The following is a 21,186-nucleotide window of genomic DNA, read 5'->3' on the forward strand; positions in this document are numbered from 1 at the left end:
GCAATTAGAAAAGGAGTTGACTGACTGTGTTAACAGTCTGAGACGGCCATGATGGTCGCCTTTTTTATTTAATCAAAATCATTTGTTTGACTTCGGAGTATTTTTCGGTTTGCAGGCGATAAATATATATTCCGGTTGCCGCATTTTCACCGTATCCGTTTTGGCCGTCCCATATTATGGAATATGTTCCGGGCGAAAAAATATAATCCTCCCATTGCCTGATGGCCTGCCCCAGAATATTATAAATTGTCAGCGTATAATTTGAGGCCCGCGGCAAAGTAAATGATATTGTCGTCGAGGCATTAAACGGATTGGGGTAATTCTGTGAAAGTTCGTAGTAATTATCGCTCAGCGGCAAAGTCTCTTCAACCGGCGTTGACGCGGAACCCTGCAGCTTTACGATATAAACATCGCTGCCTCCATTGGTGGAAGAATATGTATATCCAATGGCATGAAAATCATTACCGCCGTCGGGTATTATGGAGTTGCAGTAATCTGATTGATTGCCGCCGTATTGGGCATTCCATTCGGTATTGCCTCCCCCGTCAACCTTTATAACAAACATATCTATTTTTCTGGAGCCGCTGCCTTCGGTTGAACCACCATATATATATCCACCATCAGGTGTTAATTGAATCGAGTAGAATTGGTCTTCGTAATTGCCGCCATAAGTGCTATCCCATTCAACCGTTCCCAAAGAATCAAGCTTGACGGCATAGGCATTATAATAAAAATCCCCGTCTTCTACGGTGGCGCCGCCGATTATATATCCTTTGTCATTGGTAATTTCAATTGTATTTCCCAGATCGGCTCGATCGTTCCCGTAGGAAGAAGTCCACAGAGTATCTCCGAGGCTGTCGGTTCTGACAAGATAGATGCTGCAGTAACCAACGCCGTATGAACCGGTATTACCCACGATGGCAAATCCGTTATCACTGGTTTCTCTAATCGAGGCTCCTGTCTCTCCAGCGCTTCCCCCGTAGGTTTTTGCCCATAATGAATCGCCGGAGCTATTTGTTTTTATTAAATAAATATCGGTGTTGGAACCGTACGAACTGGTCGTCCCACATATAATTAGTCCGTTATCGCCGCATTCTCTAATAGAGCGACCATAATCATTCTCGATTCCACCGAATGTTTTGCTCCAAAGTTCATTGCCCGATTCATCCAATTTAACCAGGTATATATCTCTTTTCCCGGCGCCGTATGACGTTGTTGAACCGACTAAGGCAAAGCCGTTATCAGACGTTAAGACTATATCATAACCGTATTCAATGCCGGTTCCGCCAAATGATTTTTGCCAGATTAGATTTCCGGTCGAATCGGTTTTAACCAGGTACATATCATGTTCACCCGCGCCGAACGAATATGTGGAACCAAGGATTAGAATATCTCCATTAAGCATTTGTACCGATGAATTACCACAATCATTATATAAGCCGCCATAACTTGCAGCCCAAAGAGAATCTTGCGAAAATGATTCGGAAACCAGAATCAATAGTAGCAGAAGAACATACGCAAATATGTAATAACCTCGGGACATAATCCATTATCCCAACTTAAATCCTATTTGACCAATCTGCTGTTCGAATTTTGAACAACGTTTCTATTTGAAATATCGGAATCATTTTGGGGAACTTTAGCTGAATAAAAAACTATTACTCCTGAAAATTTCCTTTTCAAAATTGATTAAACATTTCAATTTACGAGTTGTACAACTTATGATTTCAATCTACGCAGTATAGGTTTCTTCCCATTCTTATATCGCCGTCAGGACTGGAATATCGCAGGATTATTGTTCATATATTATTGTAGCGCCAACAGTTATAAATTCCATAAAAGCCCGGCATCCTCCTTGCATTATTCCCTTCTGGAAAAATAGCATCTCTTGAAGGAGGTTTAAAATGAAGCGGATATTAGGCTTCATATTCTTATTTTGTGTTATTGGAGTACTAAATCCGGTTAGTACTCTGGCGCAGGAATCAGGGACTATTCAGGCCATAGCCACAGTTGTTTCAAGTCTGCAGGTTATCGGCATCAATAACCTGAATTTTGGAACGGTTACTCCTGGTGTCAACAAATCTGTCAATAAGGCTGACGCCGGTTTCGCCGGTGAATGGCAGGTTAACGGTACGCCATCAGCCCAGATGACAGTCGATATCGCGATACCCCCGGTATTAATGCATTCCGATTCGTCGGCGACACTCATAGTGACCTATACAAGCACCGACGCTTCTTATGATGATGGCACCGGTGGAGGACAATCCAATCCTTCGGGGACTCTGGATCCCAACGGCCAGAGTATATTGAATCTGGGGCCGGGAGGTACAATGAATGTTTGGATTGGTGGTACGGCTCAACCGACAGTTGCGCAAACGGGAGGAAATTACAGCGCTGACGTTGTATTAAGCGTGGCTTATACCGGCAATTAACAGGCCGCTGCGCAGGGTCACTGTTTTAATTAAAGTTCTCCCAAATGCTTAATTGACATTTTGGGTAAATGCGGTATATTAGAGATGTACACATCTTGTTACATCGGATACCGTTTTGCGCCCAAAATTTGTCTTATTATACGCGATTTTTGTTTTCTGGCTAACTCCGTTGCCTAATGAAATGATAGTTTTTGCGGGGGAGCCAACTATCCGTTCAGCGTCGGCGGAAATATCGGCGATGGCGACAGTTATAAATCCCCTTGGATTTTCTTCTTTAAAAGATGGTAACAGCTCAATGGTAAAAGCCAATCATAATTTTCTGGATAATCTAAACGAAAATTGTGAACGCGACTATTATAGAGTACTTTGGCTGCCGAATAATCAAAATGTGGCGATTATGATAAATAATAATAAAGGCCTCGGACATGCCGACCTTTTATCCGGATCGTCAGAAGAAATCTTATATATCAATCTTTCCGATCTGATAATGACTAATCAAAAGATTGATTCAGCTATTGTAATTACTATCGCTCCGATCGATAATTGAATCCGAATTTATTTAATATTGACATAGGCGGGCGGCGCCTATAACTTGCTTTTATGCGGTTCTATATTTTATTTATAGCCTCGATTTCAATTTTTTTTATTATTCCCGCGATTTGCGTATCCCAAAATATTACTATAGATAATAATCTGACCTTCGGGACAGTTATTCCGGGTATTCCCAAAATTATCGATAAAACCAATGCCGGTTCGGCGTCCGAATTTCAGGTCAGCGGTGTAGCCGGAAACGAGATAACTATTGATTTTAGCCTGCCGACATATATGAATTCCGGCAGTAATAATATTCAACTGGTTTTTTCGGAAACTGATTGCTCTATTGATACCAGCGCCGTCCCCGACCAGAGTAGTCCCATCTTTGATGATCTGGACCCGTGGCATACACTGACCTATCGCCTGGGAGCTAATGGAATGACGATCTGGCTGGGGGGTATGGCCATTCCAGGTCTGGTACAACCGGCGGGCAGTTATTCGGGGGTAATAGTTCTTACGGTAGCCTATACGGGCAGCTAATATTTAATCCACGTAATAATTGTTCATTCCATAAACAACCTTGCAGATTAAGACATTTTTTTCACGGCAAAATATGGCATAATGCCTCAATTAAGACGAATACAGAATTGGAAAGCATAATTTGCCTTGATGGGAAAGGCATAAAGAGAATAAATTTCGGAGAGCAACATGGATACAAAATATTTTACCCGACATGGCCAGCTATCAGCGTTTTTAATTTCAATTCTGCTTTTACTCGTTTTTCAACCAGCCCAGGCCCAGGATGTTGCTAACGGTTCTGCCACCGCCACCGTATTGGCTGCCTTGCAGGTAGTAGCGACATCACCCTTAGCCTTTGGAAACGTTTATCAGGGCGTCGCCAAAACGATTGATAAAAATACCGCTGATGCCGGGATATTTGACATTACCGGAGCCGCCAACGCCGATTTACTTATGTATATGAATTTGCCCGAGTATATTGCCACTGCTACCGGCGATGATCGTATGACCATCGCGTTCAGTTCTTCCAGTTGCGATATGGATACCGCCCTGGCGGCTCAGCCGGGCGACCCGACATCATTCATCGATGGCTGGCAGGCTATTGATCCTCATGATATTATGAATGTTGCCGGAGCCGATCCTTGTTTGGGCGATGCCGGATTTTGCGCCATTTTTATCGGCGGGAAAGTAACACCGCGCATAAATCAAACAGCCGGAGCCTATAGCGGCGATATTATTCTAACTGTAGCATACCAGGGAACTTAGATCATAAATTCCCAAAGAGGGGAAAAGGATGGGATGGCGCTCATAAGGGTACCATCCTTTTTTATTGCCTTTCAACAACTTCCATAAATCAGACAAAATATAGTGCCACCGTTTAGGGTACTTTAGTCATTACCGCCCAATTTATTCCTTGAAAACTGCAATAGCGTTTTGCGAGAATTTTTCAAACTCTTGCAAATTGCCTGTTTTTTTTTGCAATAACTGTAAAGCTTTTGAACTGTATGACGATGTACATAATAAGAAACTGGCTAATGGTTCAAATGTTGGACAATTAGAAAAGAGGGAGTGCCGTCCACAGGGGAGTTAAATATTCAATGGATTTGAAGGTTCGAAATGAAAATAAAAAAAACATATAAAGGGAATTTTTATTTCAAGGAGAGAAGTATGTTTACATCATCAAGGATGAACAAAGGCTTTATTCTTCTGGTTGCCGTGATGACAATGATGATATTGGGTCATGCCACCGTCCAGGCGCAGGATGTAGCCAATGGTTCAGCCACAGCCACGGTCGTAACAGCTTTGACTGTCGCAGCTACCAGTCCTTTGGTCTTCGGTACGGTTTATCAGGGCGTACCCAAATCAATTAGTAAAAACGTCGCCGAAGCTGCTATTTTCGATATCGCCGGTCAAGCCAACGCTGATTTGTTGCTTTATCTGTCGCTTCCGGAATTTGTCGCTACCGCTACCGGTGACGACCGAATGGTAGTTGCTTTTGGCGTCGCCGATGCCGATATCGATACCGGATTGGCCGCTCAGCCGGGTGACCCGACCGGTTTCGTTAGTGGTTGGCAGGGCGAAGATCCTCATAATTTGATGGGCGTCGCGGGCGAAACACCCTGTCTCGGTGATGCCGGATTTTGCGCCATATTCGTTGGCGGTAAAGTTATCCCAACTCTGGACCAGACTGCGGGAGCTTACACTGGCGACATTATCTTAACTGTCGCTTATGATGGAACCTGATTTTACTTGCTTAAAGGAGATGAAAATGCAAGTTAATTCACGGATGAATAATAAAATTTTATGGATTATTCTGGCTCTAATCGCCGTTTTGATTTCCAATTCGGCAATTATGGCACAGGATGTGGCCAATGCTCAAATCACTGCCACCGTCGTAACGGCGCTGACAGTGGCGGCCACCAGTCCTTTGGCGTTCGGTACGGTTTATCAGGGCGTGCCCAAGTCAATCAGCAAAAACGTCGCGGATGCCGCTATCTTTGATATCGCTGGTCAGGCTAACGCTGATTTGTTGCTTTATCTTTCCCTTCCGGAGTTTGTCGCTACGGCGACAGGTGATGATCGTATGACGGTTGTCTTTGGAGCCACCGTCGCCGATATCGACACCGCTCTGGCGGCTCAACCCGGCGATCCGACCAGTTTTACTGACGGTTGGCAGGCTGAAGATCCACATGATCTGATGGCGGTCGCTGGCGCTACTCCCTGTCTTGGTGATGCCGGATTTTGCGCTATTTTTATAGGCGGTAAGGTAATTCCTACTTTGGATCAAACTGCGGGAGCTTACACCGGCGACATTATCTTGACTGTTGCCTATGATGGAACCTAAATTTAGATTGAGCTGAAGAAATAAGATTCGCCTCTTTTCGGAGCCGCGATGGAATGTTGTTCTGAAAAGAGGCTTAGATTTATAAAACATGGGATGGTTATTATGTCTGTATCAAACAATTCCCAATCAGTCAAATTGAGATATCTTTTGGGCAAAGTTTATATCGTCGTCATTGCGACGATATTATTTGCGTTTATGGTATCCAATGTCATAGCGGGAGTTTTAGTGGCTCCAACGGTGGTAATTCTATCGGACAAAAGCCGGACGGGTCGCCTGAATCTTGAAAATCCCTCCAACAAACCCAAGGAGATTGAAGTATTTTTCAGTTTCGGCATTCCCGAATCAGACAGCCTCGGCAATATCGAATTGACTCTGCAGGATTCCAATGTGACCGATCCGAAATCAGCGCTGGGATGGATCCGTGTTTTTCCTCGGAAGCTGGTTCTGCCCCCTAACGGATCGCAGGTGGTCAGGCTGGTCGCTCATCCTCCGAAAGATTTGCCCGACGGTGAATACTGGGCCCGTATAATTATCCGCTCTCAGGAGGGCGAGACATCGATACCGGCGTCAACCGATAATACTCAGATTACTACGCAACTGAACATGGTCATGCAAACCGCTATTTCCCTCAAGTATCGGACCGGGGAATTGGCGGCGAAAATCGATTTGGCGAATTTCAACGCGCAATATAAAGACGGTGGGGTGGAAGTATTGGCCGATTTGATTAATCAGGGCAATGTTTCCTATCTGGGGGTCGTTACCTGCCGCCTGCTCGACGCCGATAATCGTTTAATAAGCTCCAGCGACGGAAATCTGGCTGTTTATAGGAACATTCGAAAACGCATGAATCTTGGAATTCCGGAAGGCGATTTCAAACAGCCTTATCAAGTCGAATTGAAAATTAGCTGTGAAGGACGAACCGATATCGCACGAAACGATATTGTTTTTGGCAATGACATAAACTATACCGCTATCGTAGATTAGCGGTTTTAATTCGGTCCAGTTTGAACATATGGATATGTTCACATTAAAATATTCGAATAAAACATCGGGATATATCTTCCTGATTTGCCTGCTTCTGATTTTCTCAGGGGGTACGGTTCAGGCTCAATTCGACAATTTTGAGGAAATTGTCGTTAACTTTGATATTCCTCGACTACTCAACAAAGATATATTCGTTCAATACGACGGCCAGACAATATTCCTGCCGGTTATCGAAATCATCGGTTTACTAGAGCTCAAAATAACTCATGACCAGCCCGGCCGACGTATGTTTGGGTATATCCTTTCTGAGGATGATAAGTTTCTCATTGATATCGGGCAGGGCAAAATCAAAACAAAAAAAGAGGAATTTGACTTATTACGGGATCAATATTTTTACAACGGATACGAATTATACCTGCGACATGATTTATTTACCCTATGTTTTAATCTGAATACTAAATTTGATTTTTCCCAGTTAAAAGTGTCTTTGCCATTAAATAAAGATTTTCCCGCTTATCAACGCCTCAAACGAAAACAGGCCCAGGAAAAATTGATGGCCAGGCGCGAAGTCGAAAAAAAGATTTATGCTCTTCCCTTTAAGCGCGCCTGGTTCAGAGGCGGTGTCGCTGACTGGATGATCGCCACCAATCCGATTGGAACCCGACAGGTGCAATATTTCAGCCTGAATACCGGCAGTATGGTCGCCGGAGGCGATTTAATGATATCCGGCAACGGTAGTGTAGTCATGGGAAATGATCCAACGGTTACCGGCGACAATAAGATTAGAAACCGCTTTGAAATTGATGATCTAAGATACAAATGGCATTATTTCGTCGCTAATCAACAATATATTTCCCAGATTGAAGCCGGAAATGTTTTCACCGGGGGCAGATTATCCCGGGCTTTGGAAGGAGTTCTGGCAACCAATAAACCGCAGGTTAGAAGAAAACATTTTCAGACCATTATAGTATCCGATTATATCGGCGAAGGGTGGGAAATCGAATTATATATAGATAATCGCCTCATCGATTTTATTCGAACCGACGAATCGGGAAAGTATGATTTTAATATAGATATTTTCTATGGCGCCTCATTGATAAATTTGAAAATGTACGGCCCCGGCGGAGAAATCAGGGAAAAAGAAATCAATATCAAAATACCTTATAATTTGATTCCCAAAAATGAAGTTGAATATACCGTCGCGATTGGAAAAGACGACAATCCATTCTCAAGCGGAATTTTCGGCCAGGCCAATTGCTTCTATGGAGTCACAACCCGGCTGACGGCCGGAATAAGCGCCGATTTACCAATATCGACCGAGGATAGTTCAAGATTCGGATTCGCCGGAGAGTTTTCATATCAACCGCTGACCAATCTAACGTTTAATGGATACGCCTCGCCGGGGCAGATGGTCAACGCCGCAATGACCTTTAGCAAACCGTCCATCGTCAGCATAAATGGGAGCTTTACGAATTACTTATCCAAAGGATATCGCAACCTGGCCGGACGTCTGCAAACTTATTCGATTTCAGCGACATCACCGATCAAAATAGGCGGCCGCAGGATTAGTCTGAGATGCAATACTTTTGTTGATCGCTTCCCTAAGGCGACCGAAATCAATACTTATTATGGATTGAGCACCTCAATTAGTCGAATATATATCAATTATTTCGGAAAATACGGTATCAATAAAAATCTCGAAAATGGATTGACAACAACCGACATATCGAGCCAGCTTCTGATGTCCACAACGCTTCTGAGATGGATACGGCCCCAGATTAGATTCGATTATGATCATAGCCGGAAACAAATCAGAAAAGTCGGAGTCTACCTAACCAAACGGGTTTTCAGAACCGGGCAAATCTCTTTATCGCTTGAGAAAAACGTTATAGCGAAATCCAATCTGATAATGGCGACCTTTACCCTTTATGGCGGATTCGCGAGTTTTAATACTCGGGCGGTAACGACCGGAGATCAGATCGCGGTTACTCAGATCCAACGAGGCTCAATCAGATATAACCAGGAAACCAATTCGTTCCATTTTGATCGTCGCGCGGGAGTAGGTCAGGGTTCGGCGGTTTTAAGGCCTTTTCTGGATCGCAATTTCAACGGCCGTTTCGACGAAAAAATCGATGAAATAATCCCCGGTCTGACCGCCAAAATCAAGGGAGCCAACGGACGCTTAACAAACGATGGAACCGTTTTCTATTTTGATCGCCTGAGAGCCTACGATGAATACGTCGTGGAAATCAACGAATATAGTCTCGACGATCCATTACTGAAGCCTATTCACGAAGGATATCGAATGAATTTCAATCCGAATATGGTCACCGCTATTGATGTCCCTATCGTAATGGCCGGTGAAATCAACGGGAGCGTAAAACGGCAAACCGCAAGCGGACAAGCAGGATTGGGTGGCGCTAAAATTATCCTGGTCAACCTGTCCACCGGCGAACGGCATGAGATAACGACGTTCAATAATGGAGAATTTTATTACCTGGGATTGATTCCCGGACGATACCGCGCCGAAATCGACAACAATCAATTAATCTCATCAGGTTATAAATCGACGCCGGAGTATATTGATTTTGAACTTAAGCCCTCCGAACAGGGCGCAATTGTCGAAGATATTAATTTTCTGTTAATTCCACGATAGACATCAAAAATTATTTGCGCAAATATTTCATGTAGTAAATCGCTCGGCCCTCATCGCGCCATTTATTTTCAAAAAACGAGGGGCTATAATCATCAATCGCGTCAATATCGGTAAACAACGGCTTGCCTTCGCTTCGCAATCTTCCAATTTGTTTCAAATTATCGGCAGCCCAAATCGCGTAAGGCCAATAATCAGTCGCGGAATAAAGATGACCTCCCGGCTTTAAAAGCCCCATGATCAAACGTAAAAATTCGATTGACATTAATCGATGCGGGATGTGACGTTTTTTGGGCCAGGGATCGGGAAACAGAATATAAATTTTATCAAACAGCGCATTATCAAAATACTCGTTAATTACAATTCGGGCATTACCGTTGATGAGAATAATATTGGATAAGCCTTTCTTTTCAATGCGCGGAATCATTTTATAATAACGGCGCTTACCCAGTTCAATGGTGGCAAATTTCCTATCCGGGTATTTTCCCGCCACCGACAGCAAAAAATCGCCTCGCCCGGGGCCGATTTCCAATGAATGGGCAGAGAAATCATCCGGCCGGTTGGGATAAAACTGAATTTCCTTGCGAGCTTCAAATTCATACGGAAAAGTTTTCACTATCACAACTCCAGCGCCAAAAACATCGCGCCAATATAAGATAATTCGATCATATCGCCAATGGTATTTACGACATGGCGGTCGCCAATTCCGGGTTTATTAAATTTATGTTTCTCAAGACTCGCCGTTTTCGCATAACTCTGTCGCCATTATAACGGCCCATCTCATTTGTGTTGCCTTCAATTGAGTTTATATAATTTCCATCGGATGACGTAACGATTCCGGCATGAACCCAATCCGATTTTTTCCTTCGCTTCAAAAAAATCATTCCCGGCTTTATAGTCATTTCCCTTAGTTGAGACTCTTCAATAAAAATATTTTTCTCCATCGCGTCATGAGCAAGTTCATCGCAGGAAAATGTATAATCGAGTATCAACTCGTTTGATAATGTCGCGAATGTTTGCATAAGTATAAAGGATACAAATCCGGCGCACCATGACCATTGCCTGCCTTCATTCCCCTTCATAAAAAGGCGCACCCAGGGACCTCTATTTTGACCGCCGATTTCGTGCGGGCATTCTCTCAGGTGCTGTTCGGCATATGATACAATTATATGATTAGGGGAGTCATTATTTAAACTTTGCATCGCAATGGCTCGGCGAATAGGCAGGGTCAAACGATTAAAAGTGTCGGCGTCAACCAAACCTGATTCTTTAATTCCCCTGGCATGCTGAAATCTTATGATTGCTCTTCGGGTATTTGCTCCATATTTGCCGTCAATAACTAATTCTATCCCATGCAGATTTAGCCATTCCTGAGCCATTTTTACATCCGGTCCCGATTGACCAAATGAAAGAGTTCTTTCGAACGTCAATTCTTTCGCAATATGGTCTGTGTCAATTAAATTGCGCATTTTACATTGTCCCGAATTAATTAGAGAATTACTGATTTGAATAAATATTTACGCGAACTCTATGAGCTTAGAGCCCAATCCCAAAAATAAATCGCGTGTTTGACGGCGGCAGGCGAAAATAATCACCTGACGCTTTTGAGAAAATCTTTTAATCGCCTCTGCAGCTAAATCAATCCGATCATCGTCAAAATTGGCAAAAATATCATCGAAGATTATTGGCATCGACTCCGATAATTTCTCGTATTCCTCGATCAGTCCCAATCGCATCGCCAGATATAACTGTTCCCGTGTTCCCCGGCTTAACATATCGACTGACTTTATCTGGTGGGATGCGGACTCTTCAATATGCAGCGTCTCATTATCGGCCGGTTTATAGACATTATTATATCTTCCCCCCGTAAATTTCTCAAAATTCGAGGCGGCTGCTTTGATTACATTGGGTTGGCGATTCTTTTCGGCGGATTTTAGTACGTTTTCAAAAACTACTTTTGCGATAGTCGCGGCCGCCCATTCCTGAGCTTTATCTATCATGTTCTGACGAACTATTTCCAAATTATGCTGGGCCGCCAATATATCTTCCCGCGTATTTAATTCCTTAATCCGCCCGCGCAACTCGCCTATTTTTTGTTCCTTTTGAGTTTTTTCCGAAGTTATTTCACCGATTTGGTAACCCAGTTTCTCAATCCTGGACGCGGTTTCGGACGGAGACATTTCATTGAGATCATTGATAAATTTATCATAATTTTCACCTACGCCGGCTGATAATTGAATCTTTTCCTTACTTGTCTTTATCCCCGTAGATAAATTATCTTGCTCTATTGTTAATCTATGATATTCCTTTAATTGGCTTAATGAATTTGCCCCAACCTTTGCAAGCAGTTCGGATAAATTATTTTCCTGCTGACTTATTTTTTTATTTAAAGATTCGGTTTTGGAATTCAGTTGCTCGATTTGTTCGATGATTCCATTTCGCTCATGCAATAAGGTTTCGCCCTCATTCAATTCATTGCCAATTATTCCTATAGCCATTGAAACTTCCGTATTGCTATCTACAGAATGCGATGCTCCCAATACAGTTGAAAGTTGCCTCTCGACAGATGTGATAGTTTCATCCATCAAATCGATACGCTCGGTAAGCTTGGTTTCTTGCTTGATACTATTTTTAATGTCTTTAATTGCGGCAAAATATTCCAATGCGGCTTCGGGGGTCAGCTTCCGATCTAATCCGATATTCCCGATATACTCTCGCCATTCAGATAAAGCGTCCTCCCATTCATTGAATCCCGAATCCGCATCTTCATCCGCTTTATCTATACTCGATAGATCTTTATTAACTTTCTTAGCCATGACATTTTTTATGACCATTGGAGTACTCAACAGGAAAACAGCCGCCGCGAATCCTGCCGCCAGTAAATTACCGATTGTGAGGCTGATCACAATCCCGGCCAAACTTAAAGCGGATAATCCATATAAAGCATAGCTATAAAATTCAGGCAATCTCCCCGACTGAGTCTCGGATTTCGCCTTGTCTTCAAATTCAATTTCCTGAACTCGCCGACGATAATATTCAGCCTCCTGTAGACGCTTTTTGTATTCTTTAATGTTATCTTCCGCGGTAATGCTAAGAGTAAAATCGGAAACAGACTTTCTCGACCAGTTGTCTCCCAAACGAATTATTTCCGAATCTATCAGGATCGAAAGTTCTTTTTTTTCATCCCTTACTCGGATTATATCACGCGCGGCATCGCGATAACTTTTGAGGTGTTCTTTCAACGATTCGATTGTGGGTTTATGCTCAAGCAGGGAGTGATTGATATTAATTTGATCTTTTCGAATTTGCAGCTTGTTTTTTTCGTCAACCAATTCTTCATGCCGCAATTTCAGATTTGAAACCTCTAAAGATAACTCCTCGCATTCTTTCAGTTGCTTATCAGAGATTTTTGGTGAATCCGGTAAACCGTCAATCTCTTTTTGCTTCGTAGTCATCTCCTGAAAGACCGGAAACATCTTTATCAATGCTTCAAGTTTTTGCTTTCCTTCTTCGGCGTTTTCGATTTTTGTTTTCAATTCATCCGATTCGGCGCCGGAATTTTCTCTTTGCTGTACCAAATGATCGTATTGATCTATCTCATTCTGGCATTGCTTAATCTCTGTTCGCAATTCATTCATCTCTTTGTATAATTGGATTAAAGGCTGTGTTCGCCCGCGTTTTAAATAAAGGGAATTTTGCCACCCTGCGATTTCCCGAGATATGGTAACCGGTGATATCTTTCCCAGCCCCAACCCGGTACCGTAAATGAAATTACTAATTTCTTCATCTTCCAGAGATTCAACAATCTGAAGTTCGTTCAACCCGAAGGCATAAACATTGTTAAAAACATTTTCGGTTATAGAACCGATAAATTTGCGCAATGCATCAGGCCCGGAAATCATTTTATCGGATACGGTAATTGTTAATTTACGTTTTCCATTCCCACCCAATCTTGATATCCGAAGCTTTTCTCCTGAACTTATCAGGCATTCGAGTACGCCCCCATATTGGCCGCCATCCAAAGGCAAATATTGATTCAATGACTTACTTGCGCGCGGAAAGCCGAATAAAACTCTCCGAATAAATTCAAGTATGGTGCTTTTACCAAACTCGTTGGGTCCGTAAACAACATTGATTCCGTGGTCAAATCCGTTAATCGATTTATTGGAGAAAACACCAAAACCATTGATATGTGCGTTTTTTATTATCATACTATGCGTCAGTAAATATTTTTTCCAGGGTTCGATTGCGAGCTATCAAAGATAATTTCATTATATCTTCATTTGAGAGCGGGTCCAGAAAAGCGCCCCCGGGCCAATCTTTATATAACGCCTCCAATTCGGCCCGAATTAATCTGAGATATTCCGGATCTTCTGAACTGATTGCGTCATACGCCGAAATAACATCGCTCACAAAACTCTTTTCGCTACGAAACGATTCAATATCAAATTCGCCATTAGTCGATAGATTTATCTTGTCAACCCAGACTATCGGATCACGACTTGCATATTGATCGCGCAAATCCTCGGAAATGCTCTGTATAAAATCGCGACGTCTTAATTCGGTATTTAAATTTGTCTGGCCATAAATATCCAATGAAAATATTAAGTGCCGATTATCTGATTTTCCAATCAAATCTTCAATATGCCCGGTAATTTCATCGGGGATTTCTTCAATGGATTTACATGAAGTGATATCTATTCTTATGGACTCATAGCGAACCATATCAATCGGTTTAAATTCAACATTAAAACCCAATTGGCGCGAGTAATCAACCAGGCAATATCCTTTGGGGCCGCGTTCGGATGATTTTATCGCCTGTATGTTTCCCGAATAAACTATCGTGGGATTTTCTTTTCTGATTATCTTATAACTATGCACATGACCCAGTGCCCAATAATCAAATCCCCGATTGACAATATCATCCACGGTAGCCGGCGCGTAAGGTTCGTGTCCGGTATTTTCTCCGACGTTACAATGCAATACCGCAATTGCCGGTAATTCGTCCTCTCGTTTAAATTTCAGTGCGAGGTTTTCTTTAATATCCCGAGTCCCATAACTAATTCCATATACTCTCGCTACCGGCTTACCTTTCACAATGACCTGCCGGCTGTATACATTGTCAGCGTCGAAGCCAATAACATTTTCCGGAATTTTCATTTTTGTTGACCAGCTATTAAGGGGATCATGATTCCCATGGGCAATAAATACCGGAATGTCGTTATCAGAAAGATGTTTTAATCCTCGATAAAAATTATATTGGGCCCGAATACTCTTATCGGCGGTATTGAAAATGTCACCCGCAATAACTACAAAATCGACCTTATCCTCTACCGCCTGAGCTACCATATTAAAATAGGATTTATATGGGGCGTCTCTGAGAATCTTGCCGATTTCATCATTGGATGATGAAATTCCCGCGAAAGGAGCATCCAGATGCAAATCGGAGCAATGTATAAATTTGAAGTCATCCATCGAATATTTCCATGTACCATTTGGTAAACGTTATTTATATATTTTCCTCATGAATAATTCAATTAAAAAATTGAAATGTCAATCACCAATAAATCGCGCAAAAAAAAGAACCGGCTTGAATAAGGCTCCCCAGACTTTTGACAAAGTCGGTCGAAACCTTTTTTAATTGATATATGTTTTTCCTTCATTATTAGAAACAGTCAATATTATGATTCAGATTAATTAAGGAGTGTACTGTTTCAACGGCAGGAATAGCCGGCTCGAATGAGTATGTTTCCGATCCCAGGCTATGCGGTAAATGCCGGATGCTATCCGAATGCACCGAGTCACGGAATCATGTTCGAGTTATAACCCGTCATGTCTGGCAGAGGTATCGGGAACAGATATGGAAAACACCATTGGGTAAATATCTTCGTCAGAAGCGTCGGGAGACGGTGAAGCGATCATTTGCCGATGCCAAAGAGTTGCATGGTCTGCGGTATGCACGTTATTGCGGGTTGAAGAATGTCAGCGAGCAATGTTTGATGACGGCGATTGCGATGAACATCGAGAAGATGGCTCGCCATCTTTCTTATTGTATCATTTATTGCCTGAAAAAGCGCTTCCTGTTGGCAAATAATCATCGAAAATATCGATTCTCGACAATTTAAGAAAAAACTCTCCGAGACAGATCAAAATCGTCATAAAAATAAAAGGCAGTTCAAAAAACTGCCCTCTGTCATCAGTCTGAGGCGGCCATCATGGCCGTCTTAATTGCTTTGTCTGAAGCTTGATTCTATTTAAATCTGCGATAAAATCCAAATCCGGCTAAACCAAGACCGATTAAAATTACAGTGCTCGGTTCGGGAACGGAAGCTGATGTAAAGACCGTTAGTTGAATTTCTCTATTGAAATAATGACAATCGGCGTCAATTGCGAATCCGAAAATTCCGTCCGATGAATATGCGATGAAGTCATCGAGTATCCCAATATCCGAAAATGAGTATGTCAGGTCTATGCCCGGGGGGCCACCGTTGGGATCGCTCCAGATATCGATTAAAATGCCCTCATTGGCAAAATAATCAGTTCCACTGGAGTTACTAATCGGATCGCTAAGAGCGAAGGTACCCACGGGTGGATTGTCAAGCATATGAATATAAAGCCAATTATCTTCCGATTTCCAGTTGTAAATGTCAAAAAAGGTCAATTTTGCCTCAATAATCTGTTCTTCAGGAAAATCCCAGCTTATGCCCCAGGTATAAGCCTGATCGTGGGAGAGGTCCCATAAATCGGCGGGAGAAGGCTGGAAAGTATAAATCGCCGCCTGCGATCCGATAGTTCCAGCTAACATTAGAAAGAGCGTCATCAATATTGTCAATTTTGTCTTCATATCAAAATCCCATAAAAATTTACTTATCTGTCTATATTTGAGCAAAAACCAGGCCAAAGGAGTATTTAACTTTGGTATTACAATAAGCTATTGTTAATCAGACGCATGGCCTTTCTTCGCACTCATTCTGATTTTTCTCGATTTTGGTGTGAATTGTCCAGAATTCCGACACTGCTTAATGCGATTATTCATATAATCGCCCCATCTCATTTAATCGTAACGCATTACGGCTATTTAAGATAATGTCGGTTCGGGGGACACATTTTATTATGAATTCGTCCCAATTTTTGGTATTATTGACAGTGTAAGAAAAGGCAGGCAAAAATCTTAATAGGATACATCGGGAAATATTCGTGAGACGATTTTTACAAAATTTAATGGGACAGGGGCGAGGGGAGAGCGGTTCCGAGCAATCAAGCGAACATGATCTGCAAGTTGCCACGGCGGCTTTGCTTTTAGAAATCGCCAAAATCGATGATGAGTTTTCCGGCGATGAGCGAGTCGAAATAATAAAGGTTTTGAAAGAACATTTTGAGATCAGTGAGGACGAGGTTGGGAAAATATTGGAAACTTCTCAAAAAGAGATCAATAATCAGCTTGACCTTTATTATTTCACCAAACAGATAAATGATCAATTCGATATCGATGATAAAATCAAAATAATCGAGATGGTCTGGCGGGTTATATATACTGACCAGCATTTAAACGGCCATGAAGATTTTCTGGTTCACAGGTTCGCCCGGCTTTTGCATCTTGATCATGACAAACTTATTGACGCCAAACTTCGAATCAAAAAAGAAATGAAGTTATAATTCAAAACGTTATTCCCTTTCGATGAATTTTATCCTTAACCGGCCGAATCCTTGAAAATGGGGTTGCCACCGGATTTTAAACTATTATATTGACGCGGCAATAACCGGTATGTAAACAACCGGAACGGTAACTGAACTGATGAATTTCCTGACTCGGAGGTGCCTATGAAAGCACAAGATATTAAAGCGGCTGAAAACGCAATCAAATTGGGATTTTCTGCGCTGACCGATGATGAGATCGTCGGATACGAATCCAAATACGGGGCCGATCATTACGGACGGTTGAAAACAATCGTCCGCAAGGCGGAAGGTCCCTGGCTTTATACTCAGGATGGACACAAAGTAATCGACTGTCTGGCGGCGTATTCGGCGGCCAACCAGGGTCATCATCATCCCAAAATTGTCCAGGCGGCGGTTGATGCTATTCAGGGACATTACGCGTCCGTTCTTTCAAATGTCGTCTATACCGATTTGCTGGCTCTGTTTCTCAAGAAAGCGGCGACGATGCTTCCTCAGATCGCTCCGCGCTTCGGAGAGCATGGCAACAAGGTTCTGCCAAAAAACGGCGGCGTGGAATCGGTGGAGACAGCTATCAAACTTGCAAGATATTTTGGATGGAAACATAAAGGCATTCCGGATGGAAATCAGGAAATCATCGTTTTTGATAATAACTTTCACGGCCGGATGACGACCGTTATATCGTTCTCGACGTCGAAGAAATATAAAGAGGGCTTCGGACCGCTGACACCCGGATTTACATCGGTTGCGTACGGCGATATTGAAGCCGTCAAAAGTAAGATAAACAAGAACACTTGCGCTATCCTCATTGAGCCAATGCAGGGTGAGGGCGGTATGTATCAGCCCCCGGAAGGATTCCTCCAAAGTTTGCGCGATCTGTGCGACGAGAATGATATGCTGCTTCTCTTTGATGAAATCCAGGTTGGTCTGGGACGAACCGGTAAGATGTTCTGTTTTGAGCATGAAAATGTTATTCCCGATTGTATGATTTTGGGCAAGGCGATCTCGGGCGGACTGGCTCCGCTTTCGGTGATGGTTACCAGCCGGCATCTGATGGATATGGTTTTCAGTCTTGGAAGCGACGGATCGACTTTCGGCGGGTATCCGTTTGCCTGCGCCTGCGGGATTGCCGCGCTGGAAGTTATCGAAGATGAAAAGCTGGCTCAGCGGTCGGCCGAGATGGGCGCGATTCTGAAAAAGAAAATCGAGGATATCGCGTCGCGCTCGAAGCATGTCAAGGAAGTGCGGGGGAAAGGGCTTTTCATCGGCATCGAAGTAAAATCGGGCGATGCAATGCATTTCTGCCGTGAGCTTCTCGCTATGGATATGCTGGTCAACGACAGTCACGGTCATACGATTCGTATCAGCCCGCCTTTGATTATCGGTAAAAGCGAAATCGATTATATCTGCGAGCGCCTCGAGAAGGTGCTGGTAGGATAATTTTTCGGTTGTTTCATAAATTTGTTTTTTCTCAAAACCCGGTAATATGACCGGGTTTTTTTCTGGTCGGTCGAAACCCCCGCGGTTTCGACAATGCGACAACTCAAGAGTTGTCGCTACACAATAAAAATAATCTTGTAGGGCAGAAGCCCAACGGGCTCCAGCCATTCCATCCCCGTCATTGCGAACGAGCGTCGCGAGTGTGGCAATCTATGGTTTAAGAGTTATCCACACTTTATTTTTGTAAAATCCTTGTTAGTATATATCCCTATTTAGGTTACAGCGAATTGGGTTCGTTTTGTCCTTTTTAGTATTTTTGGATTTGGCCATTTCCCCGCGAATCACACATGTACGGCAATAGATTTATATCATCTATAGTTGCGGATGATTTCAGAAACAGGGGTTGAATTGAGTGATAATTGTGAATGGAATGCGACGGAACCCACCCAAAAAACCGCTTCGCGGGAGGACAATGGGCCACCGGTCTTTTGGACTATTTCATATTCTTATAAGTCTTAAAATTAATGATTGACATAATGGGTTTTTGCACGTTTTAATAATGTATGAAAAAATATATTTTGCCGATCCTGATATGCGCGGCATTGGCTATTCCCTCGTTCGCGCAGGAATCTGAAAATGATTCAACGATAATTAATTCCGATAGCCTTCTCAACGCTGGGCTGGATCAGTTGCTGTCGTATATGTTGTTTACACGCGATGATTTTACTTTTCGTGATGATTATATGCCTCGCGATCCGTATCGTTTGAAAATCGTTGACAGCCTGATGAAACACCCGCTTTTGATGGATGATTTTGCCGATAGCTGCGCGGTGGAATTATCCAGATTTTTTGAAGAACCAAATGAATGTATTAATTATTTGGACATACTGCAAGGAGATAGACATCCACCCGGACTTGAACGATATATTGCCAGATGTGGCTATGGAACACCTCCCGGCCCTTATCCTTCTGAAGAATTGTCAAAACGGCTGCGTGATGTAACTGGCTCATTTAAGTGGAAATATAGTTATATGCTTCAGCAGTTCCATATTTATATAGACTGCTGGCCAGAAGTATTTCCAACTGTTGTGGGTTATGATAAAGAGTTTAGACAAGGGGCGACAGTTATACCGGATGATAAAAAATCAGAGATATTCAAATTTGTTTTCAGGGATTATAAGGAGTTAATTCTTGATTATCCGGATTATAGAGTTCATAGCAATGAGAAATTAGATTCGTTACAGCAATTGGAAGAAGAATTCGCAAAGGAATTCGTTCAACTTAGCGATAATATTATTGACACAGATATTTCAGGATTCCCTCCAAAACTTTTAAATTCACTGGATACAATATATAAGCTACTGGCAGAAGATAGTATGTCATATCAGGAGACATTTAATAAGGTAAAGTCAGAACCATATTCTTGGTTTACAGATTTTGGGCGCTTAGCAATAGGCACTTCCGGTAACGACACATACACCGGGGACTACTTCATGATTATCGATCCAGGGGGGGATGATGTTTATAATATTTCGTACGATATCGAAAATCCGCATCCGACTCTGATTGTCGATTATTCAGGCAATGATATATATAAAGCTGAAACTGATTTTGCGCTGGCATCGGGAGCGCTGTCGTATTCGCTTTTGATTGACTATGAAGGCGACGACATTTATTGGGGTAAGAATTTCTCGCTCGGGTCGGGGTATTTCGGCGTTGGGATTCTGTGGGATAAAAAAGGAAACGATAAATATTTCGGAGATACGTTCGTTCAGGGAGCCGGGACGTTCGGGCTGGGGCTTCTGATTGACGAGGACGGATCGGATACGTATACCTGCCATTTTCAGAGCCAGGGGTTCGGGTTCGTGCGAGGAATCGGTGGGATTGCCGACTATGCTGGAAATGATGCTTACATAGTCCAACCCAAATACAAAGAGTTTTTTCATGCCGGGGATCATTATCAATCGTTGTCGCAGGGATTCGCAATCGGTGTGCGGCCGTATATGTCTGGAGGATTCGGGTTTATTTGTGATTATGGCGGGAATGATTCGTATATCGCCGATTTCTTCGCGCAGGGATCATCGTACTGGTGGTCGCTGGGGATGATTTATGATAAATCGGGCAATGATTTGTACGCGTCGTATCAGTATGCCCAGGGAGCCGGGGCGCATATGGCGCTTGGGCTTCTGCTCGACGGCGGGGGGGATGATATTTATCGCTCTCATGGTTTGTGTCATGGAGTCGGGCATGATTATTCATGCGGATGGCTTCTTGACCGGGGCGGTAACGACGTTTATTCGGCGCAGGGACTGGCGCAGGGAGGCGGGCAGGCAAACGGCATCGGGATATTTACGGATTTAAATGGCGACGACGGATATTTTACGACCCATACGCATAATACGCAGGGGTATGGTAATCCTCGACGGGATTACGGGTCGATCGGATTGTTTTTGGATATGGATGGTGATGATCGTTACGGCGCCAATGGCGGTAATGGTAAGTTCTGGAAAGTCCCCGGCAAATGGGGCGGGGGATTGGATTTGAAGAAGATTGAGGTGCTTCCGTCCGATTCGACGGCGGTCGATAAAAAATAGGAATTGTTCTGT

18 protein-coding genes are annotated in these 21,186 nt (G+C 43.0%); 12 read left to right on the forward strand and 6 right to left on the reverse strand.

What is annotated here, in order from left to right; translation table 11 throughout:
* Positions 1–64 precede the first annotated feature (64 nt).
* The gene (locus tag V3V99_05910; protein ID MEE9442184.1) at positions 65–1,543 is read right to left on the reverse strand and encodes a T9SS type A sorting domain-containing protein; all 1,479 of its coding nucleotides are present in this window, start codon (positions 1,541–1,543) and stop codon (positions 65–67) included.
* A gap of 361 nt (positions 1,544–1,904) precedes the next feature.
* Between V3V99_05910 and V3V99_05915 the strand changes: the two genes are divergently transcribed.
* From V3V99_05915 to V3V99_05950, 8 genes are all read left to right on the forward strand, one after another.
* The gene (locus tag V3V99_05915; GenBank protein MEE9442185.1) at positions 1,905–2,432 is read left to right on the forward strand and encodes a hypothetical protein; all 528 of its coding nucleotides are present in this window, start codon (positions 1,905–1,907) and stop codon (positions 2,430–2,432) included.
* Positions 2,433–2,547: 115 nt separating this feature from the next.
* Positions 2,548–2,979 (forward strand): hypothetical protein, encoded by a 432-nt coding sequence (locus V3V99_05920; protein MEE9442186.1) that lies wholly within the window; start codon positions 2,548–2,550, stop codon positions 2,977–2,979.
* 53 nt (positions 2,980–3,032) lie between these two features.
* A complete protein-coding gene (locus tag V3V99_05925; protein ID MEE9442187.1) occupies positions 3,033–3,506 on the forward strand; it encodes a hypothetical protein in 474 nt (157 codons plus the stop codon).
* Between the two features lie 168 nt (positions 3,507–3,674).
* Positions 3,675–4,250 (forward strand): hypothetical protein, encoded by a 576-nt coding sequence (locus V3V99_05930; GenBank protein MEE9442188.1) that lies wholly within the window; start codon positions 3,675–3,677, stop codon positions 4,248–4,250.
* A gap of 402 nt (positions 4,251–4,652) precedes the next feature.
* Positions 4,653–5,228 carry a hypothetical protein gene (locus V3V99_05935; protein ID MEE9442189.1) on the forward strand — a complete coding sequence of 192 codons (576 nt, stop codon included), beginning with the start codon at positions 4,653–4,655 and terminating at the stop codon, positions 5,226–5,228.
* A gap of 25 nt (positions 5,229–5,253) precedes the next feature.
* Positions 5,254–5,829 (forward strand): hypothetical protein, encoded by a 576-nt coding sequence (locus tag V3V99_05940; protein ID MEE9442190.1) that lies wholly within the window; start codon positions 5,254–5,256, stop codon positions 5,827–5,829.
* A gap of 102 nt (positions 5,830–5,931) precedes the next feature.
* A complete protein-coding gene (locus V3V99_05945; GenBank protein MEE9442191.1) occupies positions 5,932–6,813 on the forward strand; it encodes a hypothetical protein in 882 nt (293 codons plus the stop codon).
* 34 nt (positions 6,814–6,847) lie between these two features.
* On the forward strand, positions 6,848–9,469 hold the full coding sequence (locus V3V99_05950) for a carboxypeptidase-like regulatory domain-containing protein (GenBank protein ID MEE9442192.1): 2,622 nt from the start codon (positions 6,848–6,850) through the stop codon (positions 9,467–9,469).
* 10 nt (positions 9,470–9,479) lie between these two features.
* On the opposite strand, the gene V3V99_05955 is transcribed toward V3V99_05950, so the two are convergent.
* The 4 genes from V3V99_05955 to V3V99_05970 form a co-directional block, all read right to left on the reverse strand.
* Positions 9,480–10,082, reverse strand: coding sequence for a hypothetical protein (locus tag V3V99_05955; protein ID MEE9442193.1), 603 nt, complete (start codon positions 10,080–10,082; stop codon positions 9,480–9,482).
* A 67-nt stretch (positions 10,083–10,149) separates the two neighbouring features.
* Entirely contained in the window at positions 10,150–10,935 is a 786-nt protein-coding gene (locus V3V99_05960) for a peptidoglycan-binding domain-containing protein (protein ID MEE9442194.1), read from the reverse strand.
* A 48-nt stretch (positions 10,936–10,983) separates the two neighbouring features.
* The gene (locus tag V3V99_05965) at positions 10,984–13,677 is read right to left on the reverse strand and encodes an AAA family ATPase (protein ID MEE9442195.1); all 2,694 of its coding nucleotides are present in this window, start codon (positions 13,675–13,677) and stop codon (positions 10,984–10,986) included.
* Between the two features lies 1 nt (position 13,678).
* Positions 13,679–14,941 (reverse strand): DNA repair exonuclease, encoded by a 1,263-nt coding sequence (locus V3V99_05970; protein ID MEE9442196.1) that lies wholly within the window; start codon positions 14,939–14,941, stop codon positions 13,679–13,681.
* 251 nt (positions 14,942–15,192) lie between these two features.
* Here V3V99_05970 and V3V99_05975 point away from each other — a divergent pair, with 251 nt between their 5' ends.
* On the forward strand, positions 15,193–15,591 hold the full coding sequence (locus tag V3V99_05975; GenBank protein MEE9442197.1) for a transposase: 399 nt from the start codon (positions 15,193–15,195) through the stop codon (positions 15,589–15,591).
* A 125-nt stretch (positions 15,592–15,716) separates the two neighbouring features.
* Here the strand turns inward: V3V99_05975 and V3V99_05980 are convergent, their stop codons facing one another.
* A complete protein-coding gene (locus tag V3V99_05980) occupies positions 15,717–16,310 on the reverse strand; it encodes a PEP-CTERM sorting domain-containing protein (protein MEE9442198.1) in 594 nt (197 codons plus the stop codon).
* Positions 16,311–16,663: 353 nt separating this feature from the next.
* Between V3V99_05980 and V3V99_05985 the strand changes: the two genes are divergently transcribed.
* The 3 genes from V3V99_05985 to V3V99_05995 all read left to right on the forward strand — a co-directional run bounded on the left by V3V99_05985 (position 16,664) and on the right by V3V99_05995 (position 21,174).
* Entirely contained in the window at positions 16,664–17,122 is a 459-nt protein-coding gene (locus tag V3V99_05985) for a TerB family tellurite resistance protein (GenBank protein MEE9442199.1), read from the forward strand.
* Between the two features lie 165 nt (positions 17,123–17,287).
* Positions 17,288–18,580, forward strand: coding sequence for an aspartate aminotransferase family protein (locus V3V99_05990; GenBank protein ID MEE9442200.1), 1,293 nt, complete (start codon positions 17,288–17,290; stop codon positions 18,578–18,580).
* A gap of 563 nt (positions 18,581–19,143) precedes the next feature.
* A complete protein-coding gene (locus V3V99_05995; protein ID MEE9442201.1) occupies positions 19,144–21,174 on the forward strand; it encodes a hypothetical protein in 2,031 nt (676 codons plus the stop codon).
* Positions 21,175–21,186: the final 12 nt, after the last annotated feature.

Source organism: Candidatus Zixiibacteriota bacterium (assembly GCA_036480375.1).
Lineage (GTDB): Bacteria > Zixibacteria > MSB-5A5 > GN15 > JAAZOE01 > JAZGGI01.